The organism is Streptomyces barkulensis (genome assembly GCF_002843305.1).
GTDB classification, from domain to species: Bacteria; Actinomycetota; Actinomycetes; order Streptomycetales; family Streptomycetaceae; genus Streptomyces; species Streptomyces barkulensis.
In genome coordinates this window covers 56,039-69,663 of sequence record NZ_PGSG01000090.1, presented here as the reverse complement: position 1 = coordinate 69,663, position 13,625 = coordinate 56,039, and the positions used below count along the sequence as shown (strand labels likewise).

12 protein-coding genes are annotated in these 13,625 nt (G+C 74.8%); 4 read left to right on the top strand and 8 right to left on the bottom strand.

The genetic code is table 11. The features are described 5' to 3' along the window. Window positions 1-403: 403 nt before the first annotated feature. Window positions 404-925, top strand: a complete 522-nt coding sequence (locus CUT83_RS18075; RefSeq protein ID WP_101256894.1) for an ATP-binding protein — start codon at window positions 404-406, stop codon at window positions 923-925. A gap of 105 nt (window positions 926-1,030) precedes the next feature. Here the strand turns inward: CUT83_RS18075 and dapC are convergent, their stop codons facing one another. Further along, the gene (dapC, locus tag CUT83_RS18070; protein WP_101256893.1) at window positions 1,031-2,152 is read right to left on the bottom strand and encodes a succinyldiaminopimelate transaminase; all 1,122 of its coding nucleotides are present in this window, start codon (window positions 2,150-2,152) and stop codon (window positions 1,031-1,033) included. Between the two features lie 87 nt (window positions 2,153-2,239). Beyond that, the gene (fdxA, locus tag CUT83_RS18065) at window positions 2,240-2,566 is read right to left on the bottom strand and encodes a ferredoxin (RefSeq protein WP_071372957.1); all 327 of its coding nucleotides are present in this window, start codon (window positions 2,564-2,566) and stop codon (window positions 2,240-2,242) included. A gap of 144 nt (window positions 2,567-2,710) precedes the next feature. On the opposite strand from fdxA, the gene CUT83_RS18060 reads away from it, so the two are divergent. Together CUT83_RS18060 and CUT83_RS18055 are read left to right on the top strand one after the other, a co-directional pair. Further along, window positions 2,711-3,718, top strand: a complete 1,008-nt coding sequence (locus tag CUT83_RS18060; RefSeq protein WP_101256892.1) for a GNAT family N-acetyltransferase — start codon at window positions 2,711-2,713, stop codon at window positions 3,716-3,718. Window positions 3,719-3,736: 18 nt separating this feature from the next. Then, window positions 3,737-4,606 carry a transglutaminase family protein gene (locus CUT83_RS18055; protein ID WP_173915095.1) on the top strand — a complete coding sequence of 290 codons (870 nt, stop codon included), beginning with the start codon at window positions 3,737-3,739 and terminating at the stop codon, window positions 4,604-4,606. Window positions 4,607-4,807: 201 nt separating this feature from the next. Here CUT83_RS18055 and CUT83_RS18050 read toward each other — a convergent pair whose 3' ends face one another. The 4 genes from CUT83_RS18050 to CUT83_RS18035 all read right to left on the bottom strand — a co-directional run bounded on the left by CUT83_RS18050 (window position 4,808) and on the right by CUT83_RS18035 (window position 8,669). Continuing rightward, window positions 4,808-6,895, bottom strand: a complete 2,088-nt coding sequence (locus CUT83_RS18050; protein WP_101256891.1) for a peptidoglycan binding domain-containing protein — start codon at window positions 6,893-6,895, stop codon at window positions 4,808-4,810. Window positions 6,896-7,125: 230 nt separating this feature from the next. Beyond that, window positions 7,126-7,518 (bottom strand): DUF6113 family protein, encoded by a 393-nt coding sequence (locus CUT83_RS18045; protein WP_101256890.1) that lies wholly within the window; start codon window positions 7,516-7,518, stop codon window positions 7,126-7,128. Further along, the gene (mshB, locus tag CUT83_RS18040; protein WP_101256889.1) at window positions 7,515-8,450 is read right to left on the bottom strand and encodes an N-acetyl-1-D-myo-inositol-2-amino-2-deoxy-alpha-D-glucopyranoside deacetylase; all 936 of its coding nucleotides are present in this window, start codon (window positions 8,448-8,450) and stop codon (window positions 7,515-7,517) included. Before mshB ends, CUT83_RS18045 begins: the two co-directional genes overlap by 4 nt. Window positions 8,451-8,474: 24 nt before the next feature. Further along, complete coding sequence (locus tag CUT83_RS18035) at window positions 8,475-8,669, bottom strand: hypothetical protein (RefSeq protein ID WP_093661216.1); 195 nt, start codon at window positions 8,667-8,669, stop codon at window positions 8,475-8,477. A gap of 350 nt (window positions 8,670-9,019) precedes the next feature. On the opposite strand from CUT83_RS18035, the gene CUT83_RS18030 reads away from it, so the two are divergent. Continuing rightward, the gene (locus CUT83_RS18030) at window positions 9,020-11,281 is read left to right on the top strand and encodes a S9 family peptidase (protein ID WP_101256888.1); all 2,262 of its coding nucleotides are present in this window, start codon (window positions 9,020-9,022) and stop codon (window positions 11,279-11,281) included. Window positions 11,282-11,390: 109 nt separating this feature from the next. Here the strand turns inward: CUT83_RS18030 and CUT83_RS18025 are convergent, their stop codons facing one another. Both CUT83_RS18025 and CUT83_RS18020 read right to left on the bottom strand, forming a co-directional pair. Further along, complete coding sequence (locus CUT83_RS18025) at window positions 11,391-12,542, bottom strand: ABC transporter ATP-binding protein (RefSeq protein WP_101256887.1); 1,152 nt, start codon at window positions 12,540-12,542, stop codon at window positions 11,391-11,393. A gap of 13 nt (window positions 12,543-12,555) precedes the next feature. Next, window positions 12,556-13,620 carry an ABC transporter ATP-binding protein gene (locus tag CUT83_RS18020; protein WP_101256886.1) on the bottom strand — a complete coding sequence of 355 codons (1,065 nt, stop codon included), beginning with the start codon at window positions 13,618-13,620 and terminating at the stop codon, window positions 12,556-12,558. Window positions 13,621-13,625: the final 5 nt, after the last annotated feature.

Genomic DNA, 13,625 nt, shown 5'->3' with positions numbered 1-13,625 from the left:
GCGGTGACGCGGCGCCGGGGCCGAGGGGCATCGGCCGCGTCACCGCACGGCGTCTCCCCCCGTCACCCGAACGGGGGATCGTGCGTCACGGCGGCCAGGCCCCCGGAAGCCATCTGCGCGGTCCCCGGCCCGGCCCGGCGAAATCGCGGAAAACCCATGGCCGCACCGGGATCCGGTGCTTTCCGGAGCCCCCTGCGGGCGGCCCCGCCCCCCGCCTCCCCCACCGCCGGAGCGACCCGCGCATTGCCAATCCTTTACCCGGACGGCCGCAACCTCCGGGCCTCCCGGCCCGATAGGCACAGCGTCCGGGGGGCGCCGCCCCGGCCGGATGCGCAACGACGCCCTCCGGGCCCGACGGCCCGCGGGAAACCTCAGCAAGCCTCTTCTCCGTCGAAGGAGCAACATGTCCCTCCCCCTCTCGCGCCGGATCGCACGGACCGCGCTGCTGGTCGCAGCGGGTGCCGCCTCCGCAGTCGGTGCGGCCGGTTCCGCGAACGCCGCCGAACTCCTGCCGCCCGCCAAGAACCTGGGCGGAGTGAGCAACCTGGACGGCGCGAACCTGGGCGACACCATCGACGACACCTCGCGCAAGGCGGGCAGCCAGGTGGCCGACACCGGCAGCAAGGCCGTGAAGAAGACCGTGCCGGCCGCGGGCAGGACCGTCGGAGCCGCGGGCAAGGCCGCCGTCCCCGCCGTGCAGAAGACCGCCGACGACACGGTGGAGACCGCCGGCTCCCTCCTCGGTGAGACCACCGGGCCCGCCACCGGCGGCAAGGGCAGGGCCACCAAGGCCGGCAAGGCCGTCAAGTCCGCCAAGGGCAAGGTGCCCGCCGTCGGCAAGCGGGTGAAGGCCGACTCGCTGACCGACGGCCTGCCGGCGGTCGGCAAGCTGCCGCCGGTCGGCAAGAACCTGCCGCTGCTCTGACACCGCTCCGGCGCCGGCCCGGCGCCGACGGGCGCACGCACCGCGGACGGGTGGGGCCCGGGGATCGAGCGATCCCCGGGCCCCACCCGCTCTTCCCCGCTCACCTCACGCGGTCAGGCGCCGCACCGCCTCCCCGACACGCTCGTCGGTGGCCGTGAAGGCGACCCGTACGAACCGCTCGCCCGCGGAGCCGTAGAAGTCGCCGGGCGCCACCAGCACGCCGCGCCGGGCCAGCTCCCCGACCGTGTCCCAGCAGGGCTCGTCGCGCGTCGCCCACAGGTACAGCGACGCCTCGCTGTGCTCGATCCGGAAACCGCTCGCCCGAAGCGCCGTGCGCAGCGCCGCGCGCCGTGCCGCGTAGCGCTCGCGCTGTTCGGCCACGTGCGCGTCGTCGCCGAGCGCCGCCACCGTGGCGGCCTGCACCGGGGCGGGCACCATCATCCCGCCGTGCTTGCGCACCCGCAGCAGCTCCTCCAGGATCGCCTCGTCCCCGACCAGGAACGCCGCCCGGTAGCCGGCCAGGTTGGAGCGCTTGGACAGCGAGTGGACGGCGACGATGCCCTCGTGGCTGCCGCCGCAGACGTCCGGGTGGAGGACGGAGACCGGTTCGGCCTCCCAGCCCAGCTCCAGGTAGCACTCGTCGCTGAAGACCAGCACCCCGTGCTCGCGCGCCCAGGCGACGGTGGCCCTCAGCTCCTCCTTGGGCAGCACCCGGCCGGTGGGGTTGGAGGGGGAGTTCAGCCACAGCAGCCGCAGGCCCTCCGGGTCCAGCTCGCGCGGCGACCGGTCGTAGGCGACCGGCTCGGCACCCGCCAGCCGCGCCCCCACCTCGTACGTCGGGTACGCCAGCCGCGGGTACGCCACCCTGTCCCCGCCCGCGTCCCCGCCGGCGCCGCCTCCGAGACCGAGCTGGACCGGCAGCCAGGCCACCAGCTCCTTGGAGCCGACGACCGGCAGGACGTGGGTGTGCGCCAGTCCCCGGGCGCCCAGCCGCCGCTCGCTCCAGCCGACGATCGCGTCCCGCAGCTCGGCCGTGCCCCAGACCGTCGGGTAGCCGGGGCTGTCGGCGGCCCCGGCCAGCGCCCGGCGGACCACCTCGGGCACCGGGTCGACGGGGGTGCCCACGGACAGGTCCACGATGCCGTCGGGGTGTTCGGCCGCGGTCTTCTTGTACGGCTCCAGCCGGTCCCACGGGAAGACCGGCAGGCGTGAGGACAGGGGTGGCACTTGGCTTCGCTCTCTTTCCTGGAAAAGCCCCGGTCCCGCACGGCGGGGCCGTACGGGACCGGGGTCAGTGCTGCGGGTGGCGCGGGGTCACTCGTCGTGGCTCTGCGGCGGGAGCGCGGCGACGAAGGGGTGGTCGCGCTCGATCAGGCCGAGCTTGCTGGCGCCGCCGGGCGAGCCCAGCTCGTCGAAGAACTCCACGTTGGCCTTGTAGTAGTCCTTCCACTCCTCCGGGACGTCGTCCTCGTAGAAGATCGCCTCCACCGGGCAGACCGGCTCACAGGCCCCGCAGTCGACGCATTCGTCCGGGTGGATGTACAAGGACCGCTGGCCCTCGTAGATGCAGTCGACGGGGCACTCCTCGATGCATGCCTTGTCCTTCAGGTCCACACAAGGCTCCGCGATGACGTAGGTCACGCTGTCGTTCCTCCTCGGTAGGGCGCGGGCAGCCGGTCCGGTTGTGGCTGAGCCGCGTGGCGCGCGGGAGCGCGGCGTCGTCGATGCCCGCCTCTAGTATCTCCGTTCCCGGGCAGGAGACGAACAGGAGGGGTGACAACGACCGTGGAGTTCACCGTGGGCGGACGACTCGAGCTTCGCATCAGCGCCGACGACGTGGGGAAACGTGTCTCTGTGCGTAGTCTGACCGGTTCCGCGGACACCGGTGCCGCCTTCACCGACACGGTCGGCGTTCTCACATCCTGGAAGGACGGTGTGCTCTCCATCACACGGCGTGGCGGGCAGAGCGTGGTGATCGAGGAGTCGGCCCTGGTCGCGGGGAAGACCGTGCCCGCCGAACCCGCCCGCCGCCGCGGCCCGGCGGCGGGGGTGCGGGAGCTGGCGGAGGCGGCGGCACGCGGCTGGCCCGCGGTGGAGACCGCCCGCCTGGGCGAGTGGCTACTGCGGGCCTCCGGCGGCTTCACCGGCCGCGCCAACTCCGTCCTCCCCCTGGGCGACCCCGGCACGGACCTGGACGCGGCCCTGGCCGAGGCCGTGCGCTGGTACGGCGAGCGCGGGCTGCCCGCGCTGGTCCGGATCGCCACGGGCGCCGCCGGGGCCGACGAGCTGCTGGCCGCCGAGCTGGAGCGGCGCGGCTGGACGGCCGAACGGTTCGCGGTCTTGTGCACCGGGGCGCTCGCGCCGCTGGCCGACCGCGAGCCGGACGGCCGGGTGAGGCTGTCGCGGCGACCGGACGCGGCCTGGCTGTCCGCCTACGGCCGCGGCGCCCGGGCAGCGGCCGGCGACGCGCTGAAGGTGCTGGCCGGCGGCCCGTCGGTATGGTTCGCCACCGTGCCGGGAGACGGCCCGCGGGGCGCGCCGGCGGCCATCGGACGGTGCGTGGTGGACGGCCGGTGGGCGGGATTCGCCGCCGTCGAGACCGCCCCCGAGCGGCGGCGCGAGGGGCTGGCCACGGCGGTGATGGCAGAGCTGGCCCGCACGGCGCTGGCGGAGGGCGCCTCGGCCGCGTACCTCCAGGTTGAGCCGGACAACACCGCCGCACGGGCGATGTACGCCAGGATGGGCTTCACCGACCATCACTCCTACCACTACCGCCGGGCGCCGCACGGCTGAGCCGGGCAGGGAGGGCCTGTGGACAGTCCGGACATCGCGGGAGCCGACTCGGTGCGGGAGCGCTTCGCACGGGCGGCGCGGGCCGAGCGGCCCGATCTGGCACTGCTGTGCCTGCTGATCGGCGCCGAGGCCGATCCCGCCGTACGAGCGGAGGGCGGCAAGGGTGTGGACGGCCTCGTCGACGCCGCCCAGATCGAACTGGACCGGCTGACGGGCCTGCTGCCGTACGCGCCCTCGCACACCCCCGCGCAGTGGGCACACGCCCTGGCCGAACTGCTCGGCGGGCGCCACGGCTTCCACGGCACGCCCGCCGACTACCGCCGGCTGGAGTCCTCACTGCTGAACGAGGTGCTCAGGCGGCGGCGCGGGCTGCCGATCCTGCTGTCGGTGGTGTGGCTGGAGGTCGCGCGCCGGGCGGGCGCGCCGGTGTACGGGGTCGCCCTGCCCGGGCACTTCGTGGTCGGCTTCGGCGACCCCCGCGGCGAGCACGTCCTCGCCGACCCCTTCGCGGGCGGTCTGCCGCTGACCGGGCAGGACGTCGAACTGCTGGTGGCGGGAACGGCGGGAACGCCGCTGTCGGAGGCGATGCTCCAGCCGGCCGGCCCCGTGGAGATCGTGCTGCGGGTGCTGAACAACATCCGCGCGTGGGCGGCGGCCCGCCCCGAGCACACCGACGTCCAGCTGTGGGCGGTGGAGCTGTCCCTGCTGCTGCCGCACCACCCGGCCCGGCTGCGCTACGAGCGGGCACGGCTGCTGGTGGAGCGGGGCGACTTCACCGGCGGCGCGCGGGAGCTGGAGGAGTACGCCGGCATGGTCGCCACGATGGAGCCCAACGCCGCGACCGTCGTGCGCCACGAGGCGCGGGCGGCCCGCTCCCGGCTCAACTAGGGCGTGTCGTGAAAGCGGCGCCGTGCGCCCGCAGGGCGCGCGGGGCGGCGCCAGGTGCGTGCGACGGCAGGGCGGAGAGGGCGGGGCCGGGAGCACAGCGTGCTGCGCCCAGGCCCGACAACCCCGACAACCCCGACAACACGGCGTGGGGGCGCCTCCGGCCGGCGCGACTGCGGCGCCGGCCGGAGGCGGGCCCGCCCGCTACTGCGGGTCGAGCTCGATGACGCCGACCCGCTTGGCCGGGTCCGTCTCGCGGAGCGCCTCGCGCAGCGCGCCGGCGACGTCCTGGGGGGTGACCGGCGTCTTGGTCCCGTTGCCGCGGGTGACCAGGATGCCGTCGAAGGTGCTGCCGTACAGCTCCTTGAGCACCTTGAGGTCGTAGGTGTCCACGAGCTTGCCGTTCACCGGTTTCATGGACAGGAACTTCGGCAGCGACCCGGTGGGGCTGAACGGGATCGACCTGTCGCCCGCCCTCACCGTGGCCAGCCCGGACATCGCCGGCTCGCCGAACTCCCGGATCGCCCGGTCGATCTCCTCCTGGTCGACCGAGGGCTGGGTGAGGGCGACCGGCAGCTCGACCGCCTCACTCCTCCCGGTGGCCACCTGCGTCCGGTAGGCGTCCTCCAGCACGCCGGCGCCCTTGTCGGCGTCGACCTGCTTGTACGGCTTGCCGGGGACGCCGACGGCCTTGCCGTCGGCGAACTTCACCATTCCGTTCCGCGGCGCGCCGCCGGACGATCCGGCGAGGTCCTTCAGCGCCGCCGTGAGCTTCTCCTCGTCGACCTTGAAGACCGGCTCGGCCTGCCGGGCGCCGCCGAGGAGCGATCCGATCACGGAGACGGGGTTGTAGTCCCGCCCCGAGGCGCCCCGCACGGTGTTCTCGGTGTCCAGCGACAGGCCCGCGACGCTCGGCTTGAGCGTCTTCTGCTCGCCCTCCACCTCCAGGACCAGGGGCATACGGGCCCGCTCGCCGAGAACGGCGTCGAGCTTGTTCATCGCCTCGTCCTTGTCCGTGCCGCCGATGTCCACACCGAGCACGGTGGTGCCGTTGGGGACGTCGGCGTGGTCCAGCAGCAGGCCGGCGCCGTACGCGACGCCGAGCACGCCGAAGGTGGCGACGCCGAGCAGGACCAGCTTGGAGCGGCCCCGCTTGGCGGGAGCCGGCGCGGGCGGCCGGGAGTCGTGGTCGTCCGCCGAGGGGGCGGGCCGACCGTCGTCGTCGGCCGCGGGCACCCGCGGGATGCCGCTGACCAGGGTGTCGCCGAAGGCCCTGTCGCCGGCGGGGCCGGGGCCCGGGGCCTCGGAGGGACCGGGGGCCGCCGCCGGGTCCGCCGGGAAGCCGGGTCCGCCGGCGGGACCGCCGAGGTCGAGCGCCGGTCCGCCGGTGCGCGGCGGCTCGGGCGCGGTGGCGGGGCCGGGGGCCGGAGCCGCGCCGGGGCCGGGGCCGGGGGACGGGGCCGCGAAGGGGCCGGGGGCCGCGGACACGGTGGGCTGCGGCCCGGTGTCGCCCGGACCGGGCGGCGGCACGGCGCCGCCCTGCTGCCGGAACCCCGGCGGCAGCAACGGCATTCCGCCGGTGGCCGGTCCGGTGGTCGGCCCGTTGGGGCCCTCGCCCCGGGCCGGCGGCGGCGCGGCGGGGAAGCCGTGCGGCCCGGTGCCCTCCGGTCCGGGCGGCGGTGTGCCGACCGGGCGGACTCCGATCGGTCCGGTGTCCGCCCGGTCGGCCGAGAAGCCGTGGGGCGGGGTGTCGGTGCGCTGCCGCGGCGGTCCCGCGGGGGCCGCGGCCCCCGGGGCGGGCGCGCCGCCGTTCGCGCCGGCGGGGTCGCCCTGCGCGCCGCCGGGCGGGGACTTGCGCGGGGCGAACCACGAACTGGTCGGCTTTCCGCCGCCGTTGGCCGAGGAACCCCCGGGACCGGGCGAACCCGGCTTCCCGGGCGCCCCGTTCGGCCCCGGCGTACCCGCCGTGAACGGCGCCGCGCCGCCCGGGGCGCCCGACGGACCTCCAGGCCCCGCCGTGCTCCCGTCGGCGCCGGACGTCTCACCGCCGGCCTCCTCGCCGCTCTCACCACCGGCCTCGCCGACGGGCTTGCGCACGACGACGGGCGGGATGGGGCGGGAACCCGGGATGTTGATCCGGATACGGGTGGTCAGCGTGGTCTCGGTCTTCGGCTCGCCCGGCTGCGCGGTGGGCTCGCCCGCCGGCGCGGGGTACGGCTCGCTCCCCGGCGGGTGGGGGGCACCGCCCCGCGCCTGGGGCCCGGAGGACGAACTGTCAGTTTCACGGCTCAATGCAGGATCTCCCGGTTGGATTCGCCGCCCGTCATGGTTCCGATCGGCTCGCACGAGCGGCTCGCCGGCGCGCACCACCTTACTGGGGGGCCGCCGACCGGGGCCCCGGGAGTGCCGAATCACCGCCCCGGCGGACCGTGTGTGCGGATGCCGCGCCGGCATGTCGCCGCGCGGATTCTCGGCCAACCGGGGGCCGGTTGTCGACCGGAGGCCGGTCGCCTCCGGCCGTTTCACCGTCCTTTCACGAGATCCGCGGGGCCCGTGGTCCCCGCGGGCGGAAGCTGCCCGGCGGGCGTGACCGTGGCGCAGATCACGGCGGCGAACATCCCGCCCAGCAGGAAGAGGTAGGTGCCCGTCCCGGTGCCGAACAGGAAGTCGCCCTCGGGGCGCGATGCGGTCAGCAGCAGCACCACCAGCGTCCAGCCGGCCGCCGGAGCCGCCGCTCCGACCCTCGTGCCCGTCAGCCGCGCGCCGCCGTGGAACAGCGCGACGGACCCGCCGAGCGCCAGCAGCAGCCCCAGCGGGAACCAGCCGGCCTGGACGAGGGAGCCCGCGACGGCCACCGCACCGCCCAGCACGGCCAGCGCGGCGTACGCGGCGATCCGCGCCCCGCGCGCCCTCACCTCGGACCCCTCGCGCCCCCGGCCGTCCCCACCAGCCCCTCGAAGAGGTCGCGCAGCGGCCCGCCGGGAACCTCCGCGCCGTCGGCCAGCCGGAAGTGCTCGGTGTGCAGCAGCGGCTGGCCGAGCCGGTTGGACAGGGCGAAGGACTCGGGCGGCCCGGAGGGGGAGTCGGCCACCACGATCTGGGTGGCGTGGGCCCGCATCGCCGCGGCCTTGGCCACGACCTCGGCCTCACCGCCCTCGACGACGGCGTCCACCTCGGCGTCGTCCACCACGCCGGGGACGTCCCCGGCCGAGGCGAGTTCGGGGAAGGGGCCGCCGTCCGCGGCGCGCAGGCGGGCGAAGCCCTCCTCGACCACCGAGCGTGCCGCGCAGCTCCAGTAGACGCGCCCGACCCGGTGCGGCGTCCCGTCCCGCTCCGTGCGGTACGCGGGGTCGGCCGCCAGCTCCACCGCGCGCGTCGCGACCCGGTGGGCCTGGATGTGGTCGGGGTGGCCGTATCCGCCGTTCGGGTCGTAGGTGACCAGCACCTGGGGGCGCACCTGGCGGATCTCCTCGACGAGGTGGGATGCGGCCTCGTCGACGTCCGCCCGCCAGAAGCAGTCGGGGCGCTCGTTGGCCGGGGTGCCGAACATCCCCGAGTCCCGGTAGCGGCCGGGGCCGCCCAGGAAGCGGTGGTCGGCCACGCCCAGCTCCCGCATGGCGTGCCGCAGCTCGCCGATCCGGTGCGGCCCCAGACCGTCCTCGCGGTCGGCCGCGAGATGCGCCAGGGCGGGCGGGATGACCTCGCCCTCCTCCCCCAGCGTGCAGGTCACCAGGGTGACCAGCGCACCCTCGGCGGCGTATCGGGCCATGGTGACGCCGTTGGTGATCGACTCGTCGTCGGGGTGCGCGTGGACCAGCATCAGGCGGCGCGCGGGAAGCTCGGTCATGAGGGCGAGCCTACGCCGCCGGTGTCAGAACTTGATGCTGCCGATCATGCCGGCGACGTTCGAGGTCAGTTCGCTGATGGTGGGAGCGATCGACGAGCTGGCCATGTAGAAGCCCAGGAGCATGCAGACCAGTGCGTGTCCGGTCTTCAGCCCTGATTTCTTGATCAGCAGGAAGACGATGATCGCCAGCAGCACCACCGCCGAAATCGAGAGTGCCACGGCGGTTCACCTCCAAGAGCGCGCGGTCGACACGGAATCAGGATGCTTGTACGACAGGGCAGTTCTGAAGCTACATACCCCGCCGCGAACCATGCGCAACGGATCATAACTTTCCGTGAGTCGGCACGGATCGGTGCACGGGTGCAGAAGAGGGGCGCACACCTGTGTGACCTTGGACACGTCCCCTTCTCCCGACCGGCCGCAGGGCCTCTCGAAAGGACCCCGAAAGGACCCCGAAAGGATCCCGAAGGGGCTCCGGAGAATCTCCGAAGACCCCCCGGAGGAGGCGCGGGGGCCGACGGCGGACGCACCCCCGGGAGCACGGTCCCGCGACGCCGTACGCTCGCCCCATGGTCATGTCGTTTCCACGCCAGTACGCCAGAACGCAGCGCTTCTCCCTGGGGGCGCCGCGCGCCTTCACCGTGGCCCCGGACGGCTCCCGGATCGTCTTCCTCCGCTCCCGCGGCGGCACCGACCGGGCGAACCTGCTGTGGGTGCGGGATCTCGGCGGCCCCGGCGGCCCCGGCCCGGACGGCGACGGGGGCGGCAACGGGGACGGGGAGCGCCCGGTGGCCGATCCGGCGGAGCTGCTCGGCGGTGCGGACGAGGAGCTGTCGCCCGAGGAGCGCGCCCGGCGCGAGCGGAGCCGCGAGGGGTCGGCCGGGGTGGTCGGCTACGCGACCGACTCCGCGGTGGAGACGGCGGCCTTCGCCCTGTCCGGACGGCTGTTCACCGCCGACCTGCGCACGGCCGCCGTACGCGAGCTGCCCACCCCCACCCCGGTGGTGGATCCCCGACCCAGTCCGGACGGCCGGCGCGTCGCCTACGTGGCGGACGGCGCCCTGCGCGTGGCGGACCGCGACGGCGGGGGCGACCGGGCGGTGGCCGAGCCGGAGGAGACCCGCGGCGGCGGCCGTACGACCTGGGGGCTGGCGGAGTTCGCCGCGGCCGAGGAGATGGACCGCTCCCGGGGCTTTTGGTGGTCCCCGGACGGCACCCGGATGCTGGCCGCCCGGGTGGACGACTCGCCCGTGCGCCGCTGGTGGATCGCCGATCCGGCCGATCCCGAGAGCGAGCCGGCCGAGGTGGCCTACCCGGCCGCCGGCACGGACAACGCCGAGGTGACGCTCCATCTGCTCGACGTCGGGGACGGGCAGGGAACCGGGGAAGACACCGGAGGGGCGGCCGGGGAGGCGGGCCGCACCGAGGTGGTCTGGGACCGCGTCCGCTACCCCTACCTGGCGCGCGTCCACTGGTCGGCCGCCGGACCGCCCCTGCTGCTCGTCCAGTCGCGCGACCAGCGCAGCCACCTCTACCTGACCGTCGACACCGCCACCGGCCGCACCGCGCCGCTGCACGCGGACGAGGACCCGGCCTGGCTGGAGCTCTTCCCCGGCGTGCCCGTCTGGACGCCCGACGGGCGCCTGGTGCGGATCGCCGACGAGGGCGGGGCGCGCGTCCTGGTGGTCGGGGACCGGCCGCTGACCTCGGCCGCCCTGCACGTACGCGCGGTGCTGGACGTCGGCGACGAGGACGTGCTGTTCTCCGCCTCGGCCGGGCCGGACGCGCCACAGGACTCCCCCGTGGGCGAGATCGCCGTCTACCGGGCCTGGTTCCGAGGCAGCGGCGACCAGGGCGGCTGGGAGCGGGTCTCCCCCGAGGGCGGCGCGCACATCGCCTCCGCCGTCCGCGGCGGGGACACCGTGGTGCTGTCCACCGCGGCCCCGGACCGCCCCGGCGCCCGCGCCGAGGCGCTGCGCCTGCCCGAGACCGGCAAGGGCGCCCCGACGCCGCTGGCCGTCATCGCCTCCCACGCCGAGACGCCCGTGCTGACCGCCCGCCCCCGGCTGCTGCGCGCGGGCGCGCGGCGGATTCCGGCCGCCGTGCTGCTGCCCACCGGGTACCGCGACGGCGACGGGGTGCTGCCGGTCCTGATGGACCCCTACGGCGGCCCGCACGGCCAGCGCGTGGTGGCCGCGCACAACGCGCACCTGACCTCGCAGTGGTTCGCCGACCAGGGGTTCGCCGTGGTGGTCGCGGACGGCCGCGGCACCCCCGGCAACTCCCCCGCCTGGGAGAAGGCGGTCGCGGGCGATCTGGCGGGCACCACCCTGGACGACCAGGTCGAGGCCCTGCACGCGCTGGCCGAAAACCACCCCCTGGACCTGGGCCGGGTCGGCATCCGCGGCTGGTCCTACGGCGGCTACCTGGCCGCGCTGGCCGTGCTGCGCCGCCCGGACGTCTTCCACGCGGCGGTGGCCGGCGCGCCCGTCACCGACTGGCGGCTGTACGACACCCACTACACCGAGCGCTACCTCGGCCTGCCCCGGGAGCGGCCGGAGGTGTACGCGGCCAACTCCCTGGTCACCGACGAGGGGCTGTCGGCGCCGGCCGATCCGCACCGGCCGCTGATGATCGTCCACGGTCTGGCCGACGACAACGTGGTGGCCGCCCACACCCTGCGGCTGTCCTCGGCGCTGCTGGCCGCGGGCCGTATGCACGAGGTGCTGCCGCTGTCCGGGGTGACGCACATGACCCCGCAGGAGCAGGTGGCCGAGAACCTGCTGCTGCTCCAGGTGGCCTTCCTCAAGAGGTCGCTGGGCGTGGCGTGACCGCACCGGGCGCGCCGGGCCGCGCCCGGACCGCACGGCCGACACGACGCGGACGCCGCCGCGCCCCTTTCGGGGGCGCGGCGGCGTCCGCGTCGTGTCGGCGCTGTGCTCAGGACTCCTTGCCGGAGCCGGCGGCCCCCGCGGACCCGATGTCCCTGTGCTCCATGGCGGCCAGGCCCGGGTCGAGGACGACCTCCCTGCCGCCCCCGGTGGTCCCCTCCTCCGGAAAGTGGCACGCCGTCAGGTGGCCCGGGGCGTTGCCCTCGATCTGCACCAGCGGCGGGGCCTCCGTGGCGCACTTGTCCTGCGCCTTCCAGCAGCGGGTGCGGAAGCGGCAGCCGGACGGCGGCGAGATGGGCGAGGGCACGTCGCCGGCGAGGCGGATGCGCTCGCGCCCCTCGGTCTCGTCCTCGTCGCGCAGCACCGCCTCGGGGACGGCGGACAGCAGCGCGTGGGTGTAGGGGTGCCGCGGCCGGTTGTAGATCGACTCGCGGTCCCCGACCTCCACGATCTTGCCGAGGTACATCACCGCGACGCGCTGCGAGAAGTGCCTCACGACCGCCAGGTCGTGCGCGATGAAGACGAAGGCGATGCCCATGTCCCGCTGCACCTGCTGGAGCAGGTTGACGACCTGCGCCTGGATGGAGACGTCCAGCGCGGAGACCGGCTCGTCGGCGACGATCAGCTTCGGCTCCAGCGCGAGCGCGCGGGCCACTCCGATGCGCTGGCGCTGACCGCCGGAGAACTCGTGCGGGAAGCGGTTGTAGTGCTCGGGGTTGAGCCCGACGATCTCCAGCAGCTCCTGGACCCGCTTCTCGCGGCCCCCGGGCGGGTTGATGCCGTTGATCTCCATCGGCCCGCTGATGATCTTGCCGACCGTCTGGCGCGGGTTCAGCGAGGAGTACGGGTCCTGGAAGATCATCTGGATCTCGGACCGGATCGGCGCCAGCTGCTTGCGCTTGGCGTGGGTGATGTCCTGGCCCCGGTAGTTGATCGTGCCGCCGGTCGGCTCCAGCAGCCGGGTCAGCAGCCGGCCGGTGGTGGACTTGCCGCAGCCCGACTCGCCGACGAGGCCGAAGCTCTCGCCCGCGAGCACGCTCATGTCGACCCCGTCCACGGCCTGGACCGCGCCGACGGTCCGCTTGATCGGGAAGCCGCCCTTGATCGGGAAGTGCTTGGTCAGCCCCTTGACCTCAAGCAGGGGCTCGCCTGTGCCCGCGGCCGGGGCCGCCGGCCTGGTCAGGGTGAGTTCGTCGCTCATGTCTCGTTGCTCCCTAGCCCAGCCGGGGCTTGATCTGCTCGATGAAGTACGTCCGCTTCTGCTCCGGCGTCAGGTGGCAGGCGGCTCCGCGGCCCTCGGGCAGCAGAGGCCTGTCGCCGGCGCAGGACACACCGCCGGGGACCTTGTCCTTGAACTCGCAGCGCGGGTGGAAGGGGCAGCCCGACGGCGGGTTGAGCAGGCTGGGCGGGGTGCCCTCGATCGGCCGGAGCTTCTGGTTCACGTCCCCGCCGAGCCGGGGCATCGAGCTGAGCAGACCCCAGGTGTAGGGGTGCTGGGGGGCCCGCAGCACCTCGCCGGTGGTGCCCCGCTCCACGGCCCGGCCGCCGTACATCACCATGATGTCGTCGGCCACGTCCGCGATCACGCCGAGGTCGTGGGTGATGAAGATGATCGCCGACCCGAACTCCTGCTGGAGGTCCTTGAGCAGGTCGAGGATCTGGGCCTGGACGGTGACGTCCAGGGCGGTGGTCGGCTCGTCCGCGATCAGCAGGTCGGGGTCGCACACCAGCGCCATGGCGATCATCGCGCGCTGCCGCATACCGCCCGAGAACTGGTGCGGGTAGTCGTCGACGCGGGTCTTGGGGTGGGGGATGCCCACCTTCTCCAGCATCTCGATGGCGCGCTCGCGCGCCTCGCGCTTGGAGGCGCCCGTGTGCTTGCGGAAGGGCTCCCCGATCTGGCGGCCGATGGTGTAGTACGGCGACAGCGCGGTCAGCGGATCCTGGAAGATCATCGCCATCTTGTTGCCGCGCAGGCCCTCCATCGTCTTCTCGGAGGCGCCGGTCAGCTCCTGGCCGTCCAGGACGATCTCGCCGGTGATCTCCGTGGACCGCGGGTTGTGCAGGCCCAGGATGGCGAGGTTGGTGACCGACTTGCCGGAGCCGGACTCGCCCACGATGCCGAGCGTCTTGCCGCGCTCGACCTCGAAGGAGAGGTTGTTCACGGCCTTGACGATGCCGTCCTCGGTGGAGAACCGGACGTGGAGGTCGCGAACCGAGAGGAAGGAACCCGCCCCGGTCGGGGACGGCGCGCCCTCGGTCTTGGTGAGTGTGGTCACGGTCG

Coding starts and splice junctions, on each gene's coding strand:
- CUT83_RS18075 (WP_101256894.1), top strand. CDS start 404: ATGTCCCTCCCCCTCTCGCGCCGGATCGCACGGACCGCGCTGCTGGTC.
- mshB (WP_101256889.1), bottom strand. CDS start 8,450: ATGACCGAGCTTCCCGCGCGCCGCCTGATGCTGGTCCACGCGCACCCC.
- CUT83_RS18030 (WP_101256888.1), top strand. CDS start 9,020: ATGGTCATGTCGTTTCCACGCCAGTACGCCAGAACGCAGCGCTTCTCC.
- CUT83_RS18025 (WP_101256887.1), bottom strand. CDS start 12,542: ATGAGCGACGAACTCACCCTGACCAGGCCGGCGGCCCCGGCCGCGGGC.